Genomic DNA, 18,102 nt, shown 5'->3' on the forward strand with positions numbered 1-18,102 from the left:
AAACTGCTGGATTCCACAAGGGAAATCCAGCAGTCGAGTTCAATCAGGTTTTCAATTCGGTCGCCCGAGTGAATTACAGATTCTTCGCCAGAAGTTCTGCGATTTGAATCGCGTTGGTTGCGGCACCTTTGCGAAGGTTGTCGCTCACGCACCAGAACGAAAGTCCGTTTGGATGTGAAATGTCCTTACGGATACGGCCAATGAAGACGAGGTCAGAACCATCGCACTCACTCGGCAGCGGGTACTTACTGTTCTTCAGGTCATCAATGACTTTAATGCCCGGGAAGCTGCTGAAGAGTTCGTGAGCTTCTTCTGGCGAAATTGGACGCTCGGTTTCAACTGTGATCGTTTCGCTGTGGCAGTTGGCAACAGGGATTCGGACACATGTGGCGTTAATCTGAATCGACTGGTCCCCGAGGATTTTTCGGGTTTCGTAGACCATCTTCAGTTCTTCGCTGGTGTACCCGTTGTCCTTTTCTCCGCCAATCTGTGGAATGGCATTGAAAGCGATCGGGTGCTTGAAGGTGGTGTACTTGTAGTCTTTCCCTTCAAGGTAAGCCCGTGATCCATCGATCAAATCGGCTGTTCCCTGAACACCGGCACCACTTGTTGCCTGATAGGTACTGACGATGACGCGCTTGACCTTTGCAGCGTCGTGCAGTGGCTTTAATGCCATGACCATCTGCGTCGTGGAGCAGTTTGGACTGGCGATGATGCCCTTGGCGTTCAGTGCATCTTGTGGATTGACTTCTGGAATGACGAGCGCAACGTCTTCCTTCATACGCCAGTAGCCAGATTCGTCGATGACTTTGCATCCGGCTTCAACGGCATACGGCAGATACTCGGCAGCGACTTCATCCGGTGTCGAGGCGATGACGAGATCAGAACCGGCGAAACAGTCTTTCGTGAGCAGCTCGACCGTATGTACTTCGCCTTTGAATGTCAGTTTTGTGCCGGCGCTACGCGGAGATGCGAGAAAGCGAAACTTCTTCGCTGGGAGGTTTCGTTCTTCCAGGAGCTGGCGCATGATCCGCCCGACAGCACCGGTTGCTCCGATGACGGCGACATTCTGAAACACAGGACACCTCAATTATTGAAATGGGACCAGTTTGGTCTCAAACAGTTGCTGGCGGAATCACAACAATGCGATGAGCAACAGCAGATCGCAGTCCCGCCAGCGTAAACGTCATCAAGCACAGAAGAAATCGGAAGAGTTTACTGCTCAAATACTTAACCGAGCAGGGGCTCGGAATTCCTGCTTGGCTGATCCTCTAGAAGACTAGAGAAAACGCACAGGTCAGGAGATCGCGCTGAAGAAGTCTCTCTCGAACCGATTGCTCTAAGGCGAACAATTGTAATTAGGAATACGGTCAACCTGCAAATGGTTGTCTGTTTCGGGTTTTCGGCTCACCTTTGATCACGTCCAGAAGTCCTCCGAATCTGGAACGGGGTGTTCTTCGCTGCCTTCATTGGCGGGGGAGGCGTTGCCGTTGTTCACTTGCAAGAAGTGGGCTGACGCCAGAGATGAATTGGTGACAACGCATCAACAATAGAGTGCAGATGCGAATTTTCGAATTTACATCCCTCCTGCCAATCCGTTTTCAGTTCGTCTGCTCTTCGGAGGTGAAATCGGTCTTTCGCAGGCATTGTGCCTCTTCAATCTGCCGCAACATCCGAGTCTCGGGGAAGATCCGGCCTGTCTTGCGGCAAATGCCACGGAACACATATGATCGTCGGGCTTTACAAAATGTTTCGAAATTCTTTCTATCATTAAATCTTCGTTTTATTCACGAGCATCGACACAGACTGCGAACATTTGTTCGCGGAGAATATGGCAAACACTGCGGCAAAACGTGTCACCCTGTTAGGGGCTACCGGTTCAATCGGAACCAGTTGTCTCGACGTTGTACGTGCCAGTGGTGGAAAACTCGTTTTTGACACGCTAACGGCTCATTCACGCTGGCAGGAACTTGCCAAAGCCTGTGACGAGTTCCGTCCAAACTCTGTCGTTCTGACCGGCGTCCGTCCGCAAGATGTTGCTGCGAATGCATTTCCTTCCGGCGTACGTGTGCTTTACGGAAGCGATGCCGTTGCCGAACGGGCAGCATCAGTCGACAGTGAAGTTGTCGTGTCTGCAATTGTCGGAGCGGCTGGTCTTCACGGGACCTGGGCAGCAATTGAGGTTGGCAAGACAATTGGTCTGGCGAATAAGGAAACGATGGTCGTTGCCGGGCCATTGGTGACTCAGCTGGCCGAACGTACCGGGTCGAAGATTATCCCCGTTGATAGCGAACACTCGGCTATTTTTCAGGCATTGGCCTGTGGAAAAGATCAAGAAGTCGCCCGCCTGATTCTGACAGCCAGTGGTGGACCGTTCCGGAAACGCACCGCCGAACAGCTTGAGAATGTCACAGCGGCTGATGCATTAAATCACCCGACGTGGGACATGGGGCCGAAAATCACCATTGATTCGGCCACCTTGATGAATAAGGCTTTGGAAGTCATTGAGGCACGATGGCTTTTCGGCTTTCGATCAGATCAAATCAGCGTCGTTGTTCATCCTCAATCGATCGTCCATTCGATGGTTGAGTTTGTTGATGGTTCTGTTTTGGCGCAATTGTCCCCGCCGGACATGCGTCTCCCCGTACAATATGCACTGTCGTGGCCGGAACGTTGGCCTGGGGTTTCCCCAAGGCTCGACCTGACTACGTCGTTCGGATTGTCATTTGAGCCACCAGATCTGGAAAGATTTCCTGCTCTGGAGCTCGGTTTTGAAGTTGCCCGCCTGGGAGGAACTGCGGGAGCGGTTCTCAACGCTGCGAATGAAGTGGCGGTGTCACGGTTCCTCAAAGGTGAGCTATTGTTTTTAGATATAGCGCGACTGAATCGCTCGATTCTGGCCGCTCATGATTTTGATGCAGAGCCAACATTGGATGTTGTGCTCCGTCTGGATCGATGGGCACGCGAGGAGGCAGACCATTGGACTTCGCTAACGTCATACTCTCAGCCCTGCGATTCCCCGATATCATGACGGTGTTAATCGTCGCCATCGGTTTAGGGCTGGTGGTCTTTTTCCACGAACTCGGCCACTTTCTCGTAGCAAAGTGGTGCGGAGTTTATGTTGAACGGTTTAGCATCGGTTTCGGTGCTCCAATTTTCGGATTTAAATGGGGAGAGACGGAATATTCGTTCGGCTGGTTGCCGTTCGGAGGGTACGTCAAAATGCTCGGGCAGGATGACATGGATCCTGCCCAGATGACCGACGATCACGTTGCGGCAAACCCGCGATCGTATACGTCAAAAACCGTCCTTCAACGGATGGCGATCATCTCTGCCGGGGTGATCATGAATATCATCACCGGGACAATTTTCTTTGTTCTGGTCTTCACCTGGGGCATCCAGAAAGTCGATCACGTCGCTGGATTCGTGCAGGTTGGAATGCCTGCCTGGCGTCACGGAATTCGGACTGGGGACACCATCACGTCGATCAACGGGGGAGCCGTTGAAGACTTCGATGACATCACCCGTCGCACAACATTGTCTCGTGGGCCGATCACCATTGGCGGCCATCATAGTGATGGATCGACCTTTGATCTGAAGGTTCAGCCTGAAGCGTCCGGTATCCGCAAGATCATCGGTGTCGGGCCTGCTCGCAGCCTGCAGGTGATCGAAGCTCCGGAACCCGCCGTTGCTGCTCCAGCATTCCCGGGAACTGCTGCCGCAGGTGCCGGGTTCAAGTTTGGGGACCGAATTACTGCAATTAACGGTCAGCCTGTTAAAAACACTCAGGAATTGCTCACAATCCTGAATGAGAAGGCTGCGGAAGAAGTCACTCTTGATGTCGAACGGAAGACTGGTCGCAAGACAAGTGAAACCGTCACTCTGAACGTTCCCGCCGAGCCATTTATGGATCTCGGAATTCGAATGGGAATGAGTAAGGTTGTCGCGATCCAAATGGACTCCGTTGCTGCCAAGGCCGGATTAAAGGTTGGCGATCGTATTGCGAAAGTGAACGGACAGGACGTCGGTAAGGAACTCGACCCATTCCGTCTGACAGAAACGTTTTCTGCAAATGCTGGTCAGGAAGTCACACTCACGGTCACTCGTGACGTACCCGGCAGTTCACCTGAGACTGTCGAAATTAAGCTGGTTCCGGAAGAACGTGACCCATGGTCAGAGCCTCCTGTTTCAGAAGGCAGCCCGGTCTCGATTCCATCTATTGGCGTGGCGTATCACCTGGTGCCAACGATTTTGACCGTCGTTGAAGGGACCCCCGCCGCAGCAGGGAAAGTGAATCCGAACGATACGATCGTGCGGATGGAACTGGTTCCGGCGTCAGGGGCCGCGAAAGACGGAATGAAAGAAGGCGTCCAGACAATTCAAATCGGAGAAAAGAACTGGGCACATGCTTTCTGGATGCTGCAGGAATACGGACGAACGCGAACGGTTAAATTGACTGTGAAACCCGCATCCTCCGATCCGGAACGTGTTGTAGAACTGACTCCAGTGCCATCCAAAGACTGGTTCCTTCCATCAACTCGTGGGCTGTATTTGTCTGTACTGGAAACGACTCGTAAGGCAGACAGTATCCCCGGTGCAATTGCGATGGGGGCACGTTACACCCTGAATTCAATGGAAGATATTTATCTGACATTGCGTGGGTTGTTCACTCGGGACATCTCGCCGAAGGGACTCAGTGGGCCAATCGGCATCGCCAAACTGGCTTATACCTTCGCGACATTTGGCCTGACCCATTTCGTTCTTTTCCTGGGGATCATCAGTATCAACCTGGCAGTGATTAACTTCCTGCCGATTCCGGTACTGGACGGTGGTCATATGGTATTCCTGCTGTGGGAAGGAATTTTCCGTCGGAAGCCAAGTGAAGCCGTTGTTGCCACTGCGACCTATCTGGGACTGGCCTTCGTGCTAGGGCTGTTTATCTTTGTGATTTATCTGGATCTGTTCGTTTCAAAATTCTGAACCGACTGTTTGTAGAAGCTGAATTCGAAACCGTGCCAGTTGAAAAGCTGGCACGGTTTTTTCTTTTGCTATGCGTGCGGTGGGTGAAAGAAGTGGATGAATTCAAGTTTCTGACGGGAAGGATGCTGCGCGGACTCATGATCGATCGAAGCGATCGAATACCACCCCGATGTCAGATTGAGATGTTCGTGACTGACACGTTGATGTCTCCGTCCGAGTTGTGACAAGTGCTTGGAAGAGGAAGCATCCGGGGGGCTGAAGCGACAGCCTGATCAGCAAGGTTATGGCTTCGTTCTTGGTGGGGACCGGAAGTGAGAGCCTTAATTGGCAACGTTGGAAACGTATCTGCTGCGAAAGGATGGCGTTAATTCTGAAAGTGAAATTACGCTAATTGACGATCTGGTAACCTTAGGCATGGTTGATGTGTACGTTTGAATACTCTTCCTAAATCATCTGCGATGAAATCGGGTGTTGCTTAATTCGCAGTCTTGTTCTGTATCGGAATGCGGCAAAGTTACGCATTCACGAAAGCTGAGGTGTATCTTTATTGAGCGATTCAGGCACGATTGATCCCTCGGCGATAGATTGCAGTAGGGTGTTTGATCACTAATTGTTTATGTGATTGGGCGTGATGATCCTTCGCGTACTTGCCGGAGGTAATAAGAATCAGTGTATTATCGCGACTTCAGCCGCATTCCTTTTTCTCAGGTCATAGTCCTGCCGCTTCGCTGAGCGATCCCGGAAAAGACAGCGTTAGACTATGGAATTGTTCGCCTGTTTGGTTGCAGGTTTGGCTGCTGGTGTTGTGTCTCTTGAGTTGCGTCTTGCCGTAACAAGCAGGAGTTGAAGTGTTGATTTCATCTGAAGGAACACTGCTACGAGATTGCCAGATAGATCGCACCTGTTAGTAACAGTGGTCATTCATCAGTCGCTATGCGTTATTGGAAGAATGGCTGCTTCAAACCGTCAACAATTCGTGGTCGTAGAAGAAAATATTGATCTGATTCATGTTGAATTGTGGGATGTAACGCGTAAATATTGAGTAATCTGACTTGAATTTGTATGAGTCAGTAGTAAACATTCGGTTGCGAACAAAATTTCAGAAGACCAAAATTGCGCAGGATTTAATTTATAATCCGCAATCATTATGCTGTGCCCCTGCTTGAAGCGTTTCATCAAAGTTGAATGAATGCACAATACTGACGCCCACTGTTTTGCTGGCACCAGTATTTGATCAAGCGGAATGACAGCAGCCATCTTGGTTGGTCTGCAATAAAATTACTTAAGGAAGTGCTAACCCATGGCGAAGAAAAAAGCGGCTCGCGGTGATTTCAATATGTCAGAAGAGATCCGAAATCTTCTGAAGAATGATGCTTCCCTGTCGAGCCGGGAAGTCTTCGAAGCACTGGGCCAGCAGTTTCCTGGACAAGAAATTAACCGCAATTCTTGCAACGTAGCGTTCTCACACGCACGTCGTAAGCTGGGAATCAAGGGCGGTGGAAACCGTGCAGTTCGTCGCCGTCGTCCAAGCGTTTCTGCTGCGGTCAGCGGTGGAAGCCTGAACCTCGGAACACTGCAGGCTGCACGTGAGCTGTTGTCACAAGCTGGAAGCGCAGAAGCTGCGGTTCAGGCGATTGAGCAACTGCAGGCATTGCAGCTGAACTAGTAGACCAGTTTGGTCTCTCATATAGCCGGATAGCAGTCATCTCGTTAGAGATGCAGTGGCGTCCTGTGTGGCCGCAATTGTGCCGTTCTCACGAATGATGTTGCTGGTGTGAAAAATAAAGGCTGGTTCCCAATTCCTGGGGACCAGCCTTTGTGTCGTTTGGGCGGGCGTTTGGAATCGGGCCGAGGATCAATTCGTCGCGACGGACGGCCCAAAAAAGGTGTAATATCGCTGCTGCTCAGCAAGTCGCTGTACCAGAAGCCCCGCTTCCCGCAGGTGATAATCTCCCCACATGCACGCTTCTCCGCATGGGGACTTACGCCCTACTGGAATGTAATCCCAGTTACGAGGGCGGTGGTAGATCGTGTGCAGTAACAGCCCCTGATGGTCCGCCTGCTGGTTAAGATATGTTTCACCTAACAGGTGTCGCAGGATTGTCAGGCCGGCCTGATAATATCGTGGTCCTCCTTCATCGGCGGTAAGGGCATTGCCAAGCCGAATGAGTCCCTGAACAGCAATTGCTGCGGCCGAGCTGTCAACAGGCTCGTAATCGTTGAATGGGTCGGAAGGTTTGCTTTTCCAGTCTCCGAGTCGTGTCAGATCCGGCGCCCCTGTGTCCCAATAGGGAATTCCATCAGTTGGGCATTCTGTAATGAATGCTTCCGCACTGGCAATTGCAGCACGCTTCATCCAGCTCATGATATGCGCGCGACCACCGTCTATTTCAAATTCCTCATTATCGAGCGTGGCTAAATATTCCAGTTGTTCGGCGTAACCAGTGATGATCCAGGCGGCACCACGTGTCCAGGTCGTAAATGGGCTGTATCCCTGTTGTGAGCTTGGGCAACGATACCGTCCATCGTTTGTATTAAAGATGCTTTCGTGGGCAACTCGCCCGAGGGTATCCCAGGTGTCGCGGCCTTCCCCGTAATACACATTGAATTCGGCGGTTGTTTTTGCGTGCTGGATCAGTCGATGCAACAGGGAGATTGGCTCGTCGTTTTCTCCCATCAGACGATGCTTCAGCGAATGCCCCAGTGCGAGCGATCTTAGTGATCTGATCGTGTCTGCGAAGAGCGAATGTGGCCCGTTAAATGAATAGATATAGCCACCTCCGTGGTCGGTCCGGCTCCAGCGTGCTGCCTGGACGGCTCCACTGACTTTCAATGCTAGTTCATAAAGTGCGAGTTCTTTTTCGTCTGCCTCAACTCGCCCTTCAAGAATCAGTCGACGAAGTGCTCCGTAGGTACTGACGTTGTTAAAACCGTGATCATGGACCCCGATGTGGCTGACATGGGGAGCCATGTACTGAATTGTCTGTTGCCGGCCGGACTCCAGAAAGCGGGTGTCGTTTGTGGCATCAAACTGCAGGAGATCAGATCCGAACTGGAATCCCTGTGTCCATTCCGTCCATCCCTGTGAAGTGTATTGACCTGCAATGGTGAAGACTGGCGAGCCCTTCTCAGGATTCCAACTGCGATGAATGGAATCCAAGCATCGGGCGGATGCTTCCCACATGGAATTGATGGCTGGTAACAAATCCTGAGGTTGCAGATCGTGGTCAATAATCAGCATGGCGGGCTCACCTGACGGATTGGTCCAGAATTGTGTGTTGGTCGCTCAGAAAAGAGTGCCGTGGTGGAGCAACTTGGAATTTGCTTCACAACGAGCGCAGCGACGGTATCGAGACTTCACAGTGCGAATACGCTCGGAGTCGCGACCATATTGAATAGAGATTGCTGCAACAGGGCAAGCTTAGGCATCTGTCTGGTCATCCGGAACCAGACAGATGAGGCGACTTCTGAACGCCACCAAGGTCAGAGAACGCAAGCAACTGGGAATAATGTTACTTGGAAATGGAATGGCGGAGAGTGAAATGGCAGAGGACCAACTGCATTTTCTGCAACCGGATCAAAAGTGATTCCACAGTTGCTGGCAGTCGCCCTCTCTCCGTTAAAAGACGGACTCGTTATTTGTCGAGATTCTGTTGGTTTTGTCCGTCGTTGTCTTCGTCCTGCATTCCCTTCTTGAAGGATGTAATCGACCCACCAAGGGCACGCATTGCAGCAGGAAGTCGACGGCCGAACAGGACAAGCACGATGACGGCCAAAAATATCAATTCAACTGGACCGAAACCAAACATGCTTGTGCTTTCACGACTCAGGCTATTTCAAGGACATCACTGTCCAGGATTTGTATGACGGTCAAGACGTTTGCGGCTGCACCCATCCTGTTCGTAACCAGTTTCATTATAGACGCCTGCACTCAATGTCTCAAACTCGTAAGGAAGTCTTGCGTCTATAAAGAAAATGCTCAGGCCTATTCATAGTCGTCGTGTCGTTGCTTCTTTTGCTTTTTGTTTTTGTTGCGGCCGCCCTGATTCCTTGAGTTCCCTTGGCCGTACTCATCGTCCTCGCCGTAACTCTCTTCGCTGTCTCCGAATTCACCTTGGGTGGAGCGATTTTTCTGTTTAGCACGCTTGTCTTTAGAGCGTTTTCCACGGTCGTCGTGTGAATCTTCTATTGGGGCAGGTTCGTGAACCTCATATTCCATGAAAGGGGCCGCAGCCTGCACGACAGGTTGCGCGACGGCTTGAACCACAGGCTTCACTGGTTCCAATGGCTTCGTTGGCGAGTTTGCTGGCGCAACATGTGGCGTCGGAACCTTTTGGGACGGTTCAACTGGAGGATCGGCCCGTAGTGACTCACCTTCGTTTGACTTGCTCTTCATCCAGCTAGAGCCGGCAGGAAGCAGTGATTTGCGAGGTTCCTTTTCCTGAGGAGTCGCAGGTGTGGCAGGGGGCTTCGCTGGTACTTCCGCAGTGGTTTCTGTCTGCTTATTACGTTTCGGCCAACCCCAGCCGGACTTTTTCTCAGTGTCCGAGCTGTCTGATTTTTCAGCAACGGGAGCCGGCTTTGACGGTGCAGGTTTGGCGGCCGGTGCTTTTGCAGGTGCCTCAGCGGTGGTTTCTTTCTGTTTATTACGCTTCGGCCAACCCCAACCGGACTTCTTCTCGGCGTCTGAGCTGTCTGATTTTTCAGCAGCGGGAGCCGGTTTTGGCGGTGCAGGTTTGGCGGCCGGTGCTTTTGCAGGTGCCTCAGAAGTGGTTTCTGTCTGTTTATTACGCTTCGGCCAACCCCAACCGGACTTCTTCTCGGTGTCCGAGCTTTCTGCTTTGTCAGCAACGGGAGTCGGTTTTGGCGGAATCGGTTTGGTGACTGGTGCCTCAGCGGCAGTTTCAGTCTGCTTGTTACGTTTTAAGCGATCCCAGAGCGATTTCTTTTCCCCAACCGGCGTTTCTGGTTTGCCAGAGTCTATCGCTGGTTTTGCAACAGGGGCGGCTTTGGCGACAGGGGATGACGTGGCGGCCGTGGCTTGCGGATCAGAAGGCCGTTCCTTCTTCGTCAATCTTGATTGCAATCCAGATTTGATTCCGCTGAAGGACCAGCCGGACGGGAAGATTCGTCGCTTGCTGCTCTCTGGCGTCTCAGAGGTCTCCGACTTTGGAGTCTCTGTTGCTGGTGCGTTGTCGTCGTTTGTCGCGTGATCTGCTCGCTTGAACCGTGAAGTCAGCGCGGACTTTGCTCGCCCGAACGCTTTGGTCGGCGAGAGGCTCCACGTTCGTGTTTTTTGAGGAACTCCGCCTGCTTCAACGGTCTCATTTAGGTCAGGCCGTGAAACTGAAGAGAGAGCCGACGTGCTGGAAGATGACTGGGTGGTGAGTCCGTCTGCGTCAGCCACACCTGAGCGTTTGAACTTCGACAGGACCGCAACTTTGAACGCGGCCAAGCTGGCTCGAGATGGCAGCAGCTTCCACGTTCGCCCGCCTGAGCTGTTCTCTGTTGAATTGTCGTTAGACGTTTCTGAGGAATCCTGACCCGATTTTGCGGCGACGGATTTTCTCTTCTTCGCGGCACTGGAGCCTGACTGCGGATCTGTGGCTGTGACAGATTGATCGTTTTCTTGCTTGCGTTTGAGGCGAACAGGTAGTTGGGTGGCGAGGATTCGCTCTCCAACTCGATTGATTCTGCGATTTGCCCAGCGAATCGCCATTGTTCCACGAGAGGGGTGCCGTGGTGGTGACTCATTTGAAATATGAACGACAAACCTTGCGTGAATCAGACAGCTGATGACAAGTGAGACCTGCCAAAGCGTGCCTGCCGCTGTCGTGACTGCGAGTCGCGCTGGTTTTGGAATCAGTGAATCGAGACCCAGGTGAAGTGAGGCCGCGAAAATCCCTAAAGCGAAGCTGATTTCCCAGGCGATCAGGCTTGGGCGCGATTGGCGAACTTCACGCCGCAACACGCGATAGATGGCAACGACCCCGATGGAAAGCGGCAATAGCCAGCAGGTGACGTCCGGTCGCCAGGCATCCAAATGCATTCTGGTCAGGAGCGACCTGATGTCGGAGAAGTTCGTATTCGTTGCGGTTGCGAGGCAGACGGCGGCCCAGAAGAGCCCAGCCCAGCCCCAGATGCGGTAGCGTCCCATGAAGTCCTTGCGGCTCATGGATCGATACCAATAGATCAACAGGCTGAGTTGTGCGGTCAACAGGAGTTGCAGCACGCTGAAGTAGCGAACTGACGCACCGGATTTCAGGTTCGCCAGTTCCTGAAGGTTGGCGTTCTCTGACCAGTTTGTCGTCCCGGTCCAGATCAAAAATCCCCAGGCGAGAACGTTCGCGGCGGCGAGGATGTTGATCAGCCACCATGCATGTGGAATCAATGTCAGGCGGCGACGGCGAGCGACAGGAGCGGCGTCTTCTTCGGCGGCCGATTCCGGCTTTCGCGGAACACGTACGGATCGCTCTTTAATTGCAGGCGACAGTTCCACAGGGGATTCCTGAGCCATGCGGCGACGACGTCGATCGGCGGAACCTATGGAACCTGCAAAATGAGCAGACATGTAGCGAGCGAAACCTGCCTTGGAGTATCGGGCATCCCAGCCATGCAACAATGTGTTATCGGCGTTTACGAAGTATGAACTCCGTTCTGGTTGAGGTTCTTCTGTCGCTTTAGGCTCTCTAGTCGGAGGGGAGAGGTATTATCACGGCAGTCGTTGCATTTTCCCCTCCTTTACTTGAATGTCGGCCGTAATGGCTTTACTGAAGTTGCTTGAGGAGTGTCAAAATGACAGTGTTGTCTGGTTTGTTGTACTTGCTTTGTTCTGTCGTATAGTTTGTAAGTTGTTTTTAGTAAATATGATGGGTTGTGTGTGTTCTGTGGTTCTACTGGTTCGGTATGGAATCTGCCTTAGAGAGAGTTGTCGTGCGTGGTGGCGTCAAAACGGCATTTTCTTGTGATGGAGGACGATATGTTGCCTGCCAATCGTGTTCATGATTTGTTGCGATCGCTTCATGGTGTTCCCTGGAATGCACTTTTGAGTGAGTTTCCGGCGCGGACCCAAGTGACCAGTTCCTCGCGGGCGCCACGATATGTTCGTGACGACTCAGGAGTTGCAATTGAATTTGATCTTCCCGGAAGGAAGGTTGAGGACTTCTCGGTGACCGCCAAAGGTGAGTTGCTCAGCGTTGCGTGTTCTGAAATCGCAGTGTCGGGTGATGCTGGTGTGAGTAGGGCGCGGGAGCGGGATCTTTCCGGCGTGAACGCAACGCTTCGCCTTCCGTTTGTGGTTCAAGGGGATTTGACAGAAGTCCTGTATCAGAATGGGGTTTTGAGAATTGTTGTGAAGGCCCCGCAGGTGGAGCAGCCTGTTCGAATTCCAGTGGTGGGTGTCTAGTTGGTTTGGTGAATTGATTCAGAAATTTGCATGGTTTGAAGTCGTGTCGAAGGGCAGTTTGAAATCAGGAGTGACAGCGATGTCTTGTGAATGTGTAACCTCTTCTGTTGTCGATGGTTGTGGTTCAGTTGAGGTGCGGGATTTGAGTCCTGTGGCAGACCTGTATGAGTCAGAACAGGGGTACTCTATTGAGTTGGAGTTGCCTGGAATTGCTGCTGAGGATGTCTCGGTGACGGTTGATCAGGATGTTTTGACTGTTGATGCGACCGGGGCAAAGGGGGCGGCAGGGCAATCTCGACCGCTGCGGCATTTCAATCGAGCGTTTCGCTTGCCGAAATCGATCGACAGGAGTGGGATTTCCGTCGAAATCCGGTCTGGACTCCTCGTTGTGAAGCTGCCAAAACAGCTCTCTTCGCAACGAGTGGTGCTTCAGGTCAAAACGGCAGAGACATGAGATGGTTCGTGTAGGCGGTGTAAATTGACTGAAGTGTGCGGTTTGCGAAGAGTGTTTGGGTATTAGGGGTGCTGCACACTTGACGGAGTGAGGGGAGGGGGCGTTAATTGAGTGCTCCCCCTCCCTTGAAGTCCTGCTGCAGTCAGGGCCCAGCCTAGGAATCCTCGGTGTTACGGCATTTTGGTTTTCGCGGTGTTTCGTCGTCTGATCGTCGTCGGAGATTGATTTCCCAGCTTGGGGGACCTGTTACCGATGTGGTTCAGGTGTCGGAGGTTGTGAGTATTGAAGAGAGTTCGGAAAGAGGTTCTGCGGCTCCGTTGCTGGATGCGATTGTCTCGCGATCCCAGCGAGGTGAATCTTGGTCTCCTGTTCCGGTCACGCTTCCGGCGTTACATCGTAAATTTGCCGAAACTCCAGTCGTGACCTGGTTGTTTACTGGTGACTCGACTGTGTCGCAACTGCAGAACGGGTCGTCAGTTGTGAGTTACACCCCAGTGGTGTGCAGCAAAATTCGCGATCAGTGTCAGCGGGGGCGGGATATCTTTGTGAACAGTGAATCGCCAGGGTTGCAGTTGGCGGAGGTGCTGGATCACTTCTCAGAGCGAATTGGCCGCTTTGGTGCTCATATTGTTGTGATTTCGTGTGGACTGTCAGAGGTTGTGTCGCAGGAAGGCTCGTCTCTGGCGTTTGAGCGCATGTTTCATCGCCTGATTGCTCGAGTGCGGGAATCTGGGGGTGTTCCGGTTGTGAATATGCCTCATTGCACAGATGTTGTCCGCCGTGGGTTGGACTCAGATGCGTTGATTCGTCTGGAGGCGATTCGGGCGTGTACGGAAGAGTCTGTCGCGTTCCTGGTGGATCACTGGGAGGAGTGGGGTGGCGGAGGGTCAGTTGAGTTAGGTGACGGTCTGGGAGCGTCTGCCGCGTTGGATGCTCAGGCTCTCGCGGAGGTCTTTATTAGTGCGTTACAGCTCAAGTCGTTGGTTGCGGCCGTACCATAGTTGGATCGATCGCCGCTGATGAAAGCGGGGTTGGATTGCCTCTTCGTAATCTCTTTTGTTGTTGATGGTTGTGTCTATTGTTGGTGTGCTGAAAGTGTGAGTGCTTGCACGGGGTTTGGAATCTCGCAGAAAATTATTTTCTGCATACGCGATCCGCTTGACATCTTTCAAACTTCCGGTACCGTACGCATCTCCGGCCCCATCGTCTAGAGGCCCAGGACATCGGATTTTCAGTCCGAGTACAGGGGTTCGAATCCCCTTGGGGTCAGTCCTGGAAGGCACCACACTTTCGAGTGTGGTGCCTTTTTTTTGCGCCATGTGTTGGCGGCAGGCAATTGTCTGGTTGTCGCGAGTGTTGTTTCGGGTTGGCTGGAGTGTGCCCCTGAGTTCGTGCGTCTAGTCTGATACGCGGGGTTCAGCTTTTCTTCGGTCGAGAAAGTTGCTGCGAGGCTGCGTGAGGCCCCAAGTCGGCTTTAGGCTCTGCTTCAGGTGGCTTCGTTTGTGGGTTGGCCCTGCTTCTTGTTTTGTCGCCGCTCTGTGGTGTTTTCGGGTGTTTCTTCCGGCACGCTCTCTCTGATCTCTCTGATCTCTCTGATCTCTGCTGTGGGTGGGGCTGGTCTGTTGATTCCGGTGTCAATGCCTGCTGCCATAATGGCAATTTGCATGGTTTATTTGATCTTGGTGAGCGGTTGCTTAAAAAGTAGGCATGTGCGTTTTTGCTTGTTCACTATGAACGAATGTTTACAAGAAATGGCTATGGACTGTGGTGTTTGGCTGTGGTATCTTTCTGATGTCATGTTCGAAGTGATGGCGCAACTTTAGTGAATGAAAACAGGCGCCTGGGCGATAGCTCTGGAATGGAGGTCTCACGTTATGTTGGTTCTCTCTCGCAAACCTGGTGAGCGGATTCTCATTGGAGATGACATTGCAGTGACGATCGTTCGTATTGGCCCCAACACTGTTCGGATTGGGATCGATGCGCCTCGAACGATGGTGATCGTTCGGGATGAGTTGTGCCTGCCCGAAGAGAAGGGGGAGCAGTCGCAGTCAAAGGCGGTTGCTGAAGGCTGATTCCAATTTGGTTCGAAGCCGTATCACACTCGGGCAGTTTTCGGCTTCGCACTCGACCGGTTCGGTCGATCATGTGGCCGCGCAGCAGTCTTCTTGTTAAGCGAAAGACTGAATTCCGCGTGCCAGAAACTCTGCATGATTTCTGGAAATGCACTGTTGCGATTCAGTTGTATTGGCACTGAAGAATTCGTGCTGATGAGAGTTCCCAGACAGGTGGCTTACCACGTGCCGTGCGGATGCTATTTCTTGTGGGCGAGAAGCTTTCTTGTCTGGAGCCTGCTGCTTCCTGGTTTCTGGCGATCAGTCTTGCTTCGATGGCGGACTCGTTCGCTTGTTCGGAGCTGGAACCCAGCTGTTTAGGCTTTGTTTGGCCTCTGCGATTTCGTTGGCAGACGGAGGCAGGTTGGTTCCGAATCGACGTTTGATTCTCATTGCCTGTGGAATGTATTCCGTCGTTTTTCGATTTTCCCGGCTCATCATCCATCCAAATCGCGTCGAAAGTAGATCGACTGATTTGTTTCCGAGCAAAAAGGCCAGGAAGCAGGTTCCTACGAGGCAGCCGAGAAAAATCAGGAGCGCGGTGCCGGGGTCTTTGCCGCTGATGGCGACTGTCGCTGAAATCCCCAAGGCTCCCAGAAATACGACGAGTGAACTCGCCAGTATCGGTCCTACGAGGCGACCAGGTTTTGAGTCAATGTTTCTGCCTGGCATGGCGTCTTTATGTTTGCGTCTTTTGCAAGTGCAGGGGGACTGGCAGGAAACCAGGGGTCTGCCTGACTTGCTGAGTCGAAGTGGGCTGACTCAAAAACGAGACGGATTGCGAATGGCTTTCTCTTTATGGATACGCATTTCCGTCAGAATTCTCACTGATTGATTCTAGAAAGTTTGTCGAAATCGTGAAGACAAGTTGTGCCTTTTGGTGAAATAGAGTGTGTCGGTAGTTTGGGGTTGGTGGAAAGTGGCGTGCTGACAGCTTGCTCGCGGCCACTCCGGGGAGTTAAAAAGAATCTCAGCGATTCGAGTCATGCCAGAAGCCGGAAGGTTGTTGCGACCACAGGAGTCAGGCGTTGGAATCGCATTTTGGGTCTGGTTCATTCAAACGGATAAAAACCGATGGTGATCTTCTTGCGTACACAAAAGCGGCTGCGACTTGCGCATGGTCTTGTGGTGGCGATGCTGTGTAGCGGGTGTGTCGACCCGAAGATGATGCAGGCGAAAAAGGACGCTCCGGCGAACGAGCAGGCTGCGACTCCGGCTGCTCCTGTGGAGCCTGCCGCGCCGGCGGAGCCAGCAGCTCCGGCCGCACCGAGCTTCCCTGCGGATAACACCAAGCTGGTGGATCGGAAGAAAATGCTGGCTGATAATCCGAAGCTGGTTGAGGTCGAAAATCGGATTAATGCGACTGACCCTTTGACCTCTGCTTCTCAGAGTTACTTCTCGATCGGCTCGCGGGCGCAGCTGTTGAATCTGAAGCACGCAATTGATCTCCACAAGGCTGAGCATGAGAAACCGCCTGCGTTTGCCGAGTTCGAACAGATGATTCGTCAGGCAAATGTTCCTCTCAAGGGAATCTACCGGTGGCAGGTTTATGCCTATGATGACAGCACTGGAGAGCTCTGCATTCTTGAGGATCGCGATTACAAGAAGCGGGAGTACGAGAAGGCTGGCCGTAAGTGGGAAGAAAATTAGGCTGTTTTGGTTTAATGTATGGCCGCGAGTCAGCGTTTTCTGTTGGGGAACGCTGGCTTTGGTGAACTGCAGAGCGTCTGTGTCGTAAGCCTGTTTCCCGCAGTTTGTTTGTCGCGTCTTTCTGTCGCGGGAATCTTGGACGAATCTGAACCTGCAGGGCGAAGAATGTCGATCTGAGAGTGTGTTCACCGTTTTGCAGTTGGCTCCATTGGCGGATCGTTGCCGGCTGATGGGTTATGTGATTGCTTTCCTCACCTTTTATTTTGGCCAGACCGCGTTAATGCAAAATCTCGTTCGACAGGAGGTCGTTACTTCGGCACAAACGATCGTGATCAAGCTGGGCACCAATGTGTTGTCGCGCGATGACGATCGGTTGGACACAGACCGAATCTCGAAGCTCGCAGAGCAGATTCATCTGATTCGTGAGACAGGCCGTAAGGTTGTGCTCGTCTCCAGTGGCGCAGTGGGGGCAGGGATTGGATTGCTCGGGCTTTCTGGCCGTCCCAAAGATCTGCCGCACTTGCAGGCTGCGGCCGCGACAGGTCAGGCGCACCTGATGCGGACATACGATGATGCCTTTAAGAAATTTGGCTACCACGCCGCTCAGTTGCTGCTGACTGCAAACGATTTCCGGCATCGCGACCGCTACCTGAATGTGCGGAACACGATTAGTACGCTGTTTGAATACGGTGTCGTGCCGATCATTAACGAGAATGACACCGTCAGCGTTCGCGAGATCAAGTTTGGCGACAACGATCGTCTCGCGGCGATGGTGACCAATCTGCTGCCGAATCCGTTGCTGATCATTCTTTCTGTGATCGATGGACTTTACGATGGCCATCCTGCTGACCCGAACTCCAAGCGAATTCCATTGGTCGATCAATGGGATGATTCGTTGATGGGATTGGCGAAAGATGTGAAGAGTTCTCGCGGCACAGGCGGAATGTTCACGAAACTTGAAGCTGTTCGCATGGCAACGGCCGTAGGCGAATGTGTGATCATCGCGAACGGCAAAGACCCGCAAGTGATTGGCCGCATTTTGAACGGAGAGGATGTCGGAACCTTGTTTACAGCGAAAGGGGGCACCGTGCCTGCCTGGAAACGCTGGATTGGGTTTACGATCACTCCACGAGGTAAGTTGCATCTCGATTCAGGAGCCGTAAAAGCGGTGGAACACAACGGAAGATCTCTGCTTCCGATTGGCGTGACCCGAATTGAGGGGAGTTTTGAGAAGGGGGAACTCGTTTCATTGGTCGACTCCGATGGGAATGAGTTCGCGCGCGGGCTCACAAACTACGATGCAGCGACGGTTGCGACGATTTCCAAGAAACGCTCCGACGAGATCGTTGGGCAACTGGGTGGTGCCGCGTATCAAGAAGTCATTCACCGAGACAACCTGTGCGTTACCCGCTAGACCTGTTGGGGTTAGCTGCGGCCGCTCTTCAATTTTGACGCCCTTTTGCAATCTGAGCCGTGTGGATGAGTTGGGCGGTGCCTCGACT

14 protein-coding genes and 1 tRNA gene are annotated in these 18,102 nt (G+C 52.5%); 10 read left to right on the top strand and 5 right to left on the bottom strand.

The genetic code is table 11. From position 1 onward, the window contains the following. Positions 1–73: 73 nt before the first annotated feature. Entirely contained in the window at positions 74–1,078 is a 1,005-nt protein-coding gene (locus SH527x_RS16655) for an aspartate-semialdehyde dehydrogenase (protein WP_437191809.1), read from the bottom strand. A 753-nt stretch (positions 1,079–1,831) separates the two neighbouring features. On the opposite strand from SH527x_RS16655, the gene dxr reads away from it, so the two are divergent. The 3 genes from dxr (at position 1,832) to SH527x_RS16670 (ending at position 6,646) form a co-directional block, all read left to right on the top strand. Further along, positions 1,832–3,031: a 1-deoxy-D-xylulose-5-phosphate reductoisomerase gene (gene dxr, locus SH527x_RS16660; protein ID WP_437191810.1), complete on the top strand. Its 1,200-nt coding sequence runs from the start codon at positions 1,832–1,834 to the stop codon at positions 3,029–3,031. After that, a complete protein-coding gene (gene rseP / locus SH527x_RS16665; RefSeq protein WP_437191811.1) occupies positions 3,028–4,980 on the top strand; it encodes an RIP metalloprotease RseP in 1,953 nt (650 codons plus the stop codon). Before dxr ends, rseP begins: the two co-directional genes overlap by 4 nt. A 1,300-nt stretch (positions 4,981–6,280) precedes the next feature. Beyond that, positions 6,281–6,646 (top strand): hypothetical protein, encoded by a 366-nt coding sequence (locus tag SH527x_RS16670; RefSeq protein ID WP_437191812.1) that lies wholly within the window; start codon positions 6,281–6,283, stop codon positions 6,644–6,646. A gap of 189 nt (positions 6,647–6,835) precedes the next feature. Here SH527x_RS16670 and SH527x_RS16675 read toward each other — a convergent pair whose 3' ends face one another. From SH527x_RS16675 to SH527x_RS16685, 3 genes are all read right to left on the bottom strand, one after another. Beyond that, on the bottom strand, positions 6,836–8,221 hold the full coding sequence (locus tag SH527x_RS16675; RefSeq protein ID WP_437191813.1) for a glycosyl hydrolase: 1,386 nt from the start codon (positions 8,219–8,221) through the stop codon (positions 6,836–6,838). Positions 8,222–8,615: 394 nt separating this feature from the next. Beyond that, positions 8,616–8,789 carry a Sec-independent protein translocase subunit TatA/TatB gene (locus tag SH527x_RS16680; protein WP_437191814.1) on the bottom strand — a complete coding sequence of 58 codons (174 nt, stop codon included), beginning with the start codon at positions 8,787–8,789 and terminating at the stop codon, positions 8,616–8,618. Positions 8,790–8,965: 176 nt separating this feature from the next. Beyond that, a complete protein-coding gene (locus SH527x_RS16685) occupies positions 8,966–11,551 on the bottom strand; it encodes a hypothetical protein (RefSeq protein WP_437191815.1) in 2,586 nt (861 codons plus the stop codon). Between the two features lie 408 nt (positions 11,552–11,959). Between SH527x_RS16685 and SH527x_RS16690 the strand changes: the two genes are divergently transcribed. From SH527x_RS16690 to SH527x_RS16710, 5 genes are all read left to right on the top strand, one after another. Then, positions 11,960–12,385, top strand: coding sequence for an Hsp20/alpha crystallin family protein (locus SH527x_RS16690; protein WP_437191816.1), 426 nt, complete (start codon positions 11,960–11,962; stop codon positions 12,383–12,385). Between the two features lie 79 nt (positions 12,386–12,464). Beyond that, the gene (locus SH527x_RS16695; RefSeq protein WP_437191817.1) at positions 12,465–12,839 is read left to right on the top strand and encodes an Hsp20/alpha crystallin family protein; all 375 of its coding nucleotides are present in this window, start codon (positions 12,465–12,467) and stop codon (positions 12,837–12,839) included. Positions 12,840–13,006: 167 nt separating this feature from the next. Continuing rightward, a complete protein-coding gene (locus tag SH527x_RS16700; protein ID WP_437191818.1) occupies positions 13,007–13,840 on the top strand; it encodes a hypothetical protein in 834 nt (277 codons plus the stop codon). A 195-nt stretch (positions 13,841–14,035) separates the two neighbouring features. Next, positions 14,036–14,108 (top strand) — tRNA-Glu (locus SH527x_RS16705). A gap of 605 nt (positions 14,109–14,713) precedes the next feature. Then, the gene (locus tag SH527x_RS16710; RefSeq protein ID WP_437191819.1) at positions 14,714–14,911 is read left to right on the top strand and encodes a carbon storage regulator; all 198 of its coding nucleotides are present in this window, start codon (positions 14,714–14,716) and stop codon (positions 14,909–14,911) included. Positions 14,912–15,211: 300 nt separating this feature from the next. On the opposite strand, the gene SH527x_RS16715 is transcribed toward SH527x_RS16710, so the two are convergent. Further along, complete coding sequence (locus SH527x_RS16715) at positions 15,212–15,622, bottom strand: hypothetical protein (protein WP_437191820.1); 411 nt, start codon at positions 15,620–15,622, stop codon at positions 15,212–15,214. Between the two features lie 402 nt (positions 15,623–16,024). Here SH527x_RS16715 and SH527x_RS16720 point away from each other — a divergent pair, with 402 nt between their 5' ends. Both SH527x_RS16720 and proB read left to right on the top strand, forming a co-directional pair. Next, a complete protein-coding gene (locus SH527x_RS16720; protein ID WP_437191821.1) occupies positions 16,025–16,600 on the top strand; it encodes a hypothetical protein in 576 nt (191 codons plus the stop codon). Between the two features lie 280 nt (positions 16,601–16,880). Then, on the top strand, positions 16,881–18,014 hold the full coding sequence (gene proB, locus SH527x_RS16725; protein WP_437191822.1) for a glutamate 5-kinase: 1,134 nt from the start codon (positions 16,881–16,883) through the stop codon (positions 18,012–18,014). The last annotated feature ends 88 nt before the right edge of the window (positions 18,015–18,102 follow it).

This window comes from Planctomicrobium limosum (assembly GCF_051465645.1).
Taxonomy (GTDB): Bacteria; Planctomycetota; Planctomycetia; order Planctomycetales; family Planctomycetaceae; genus Planctomicrobium.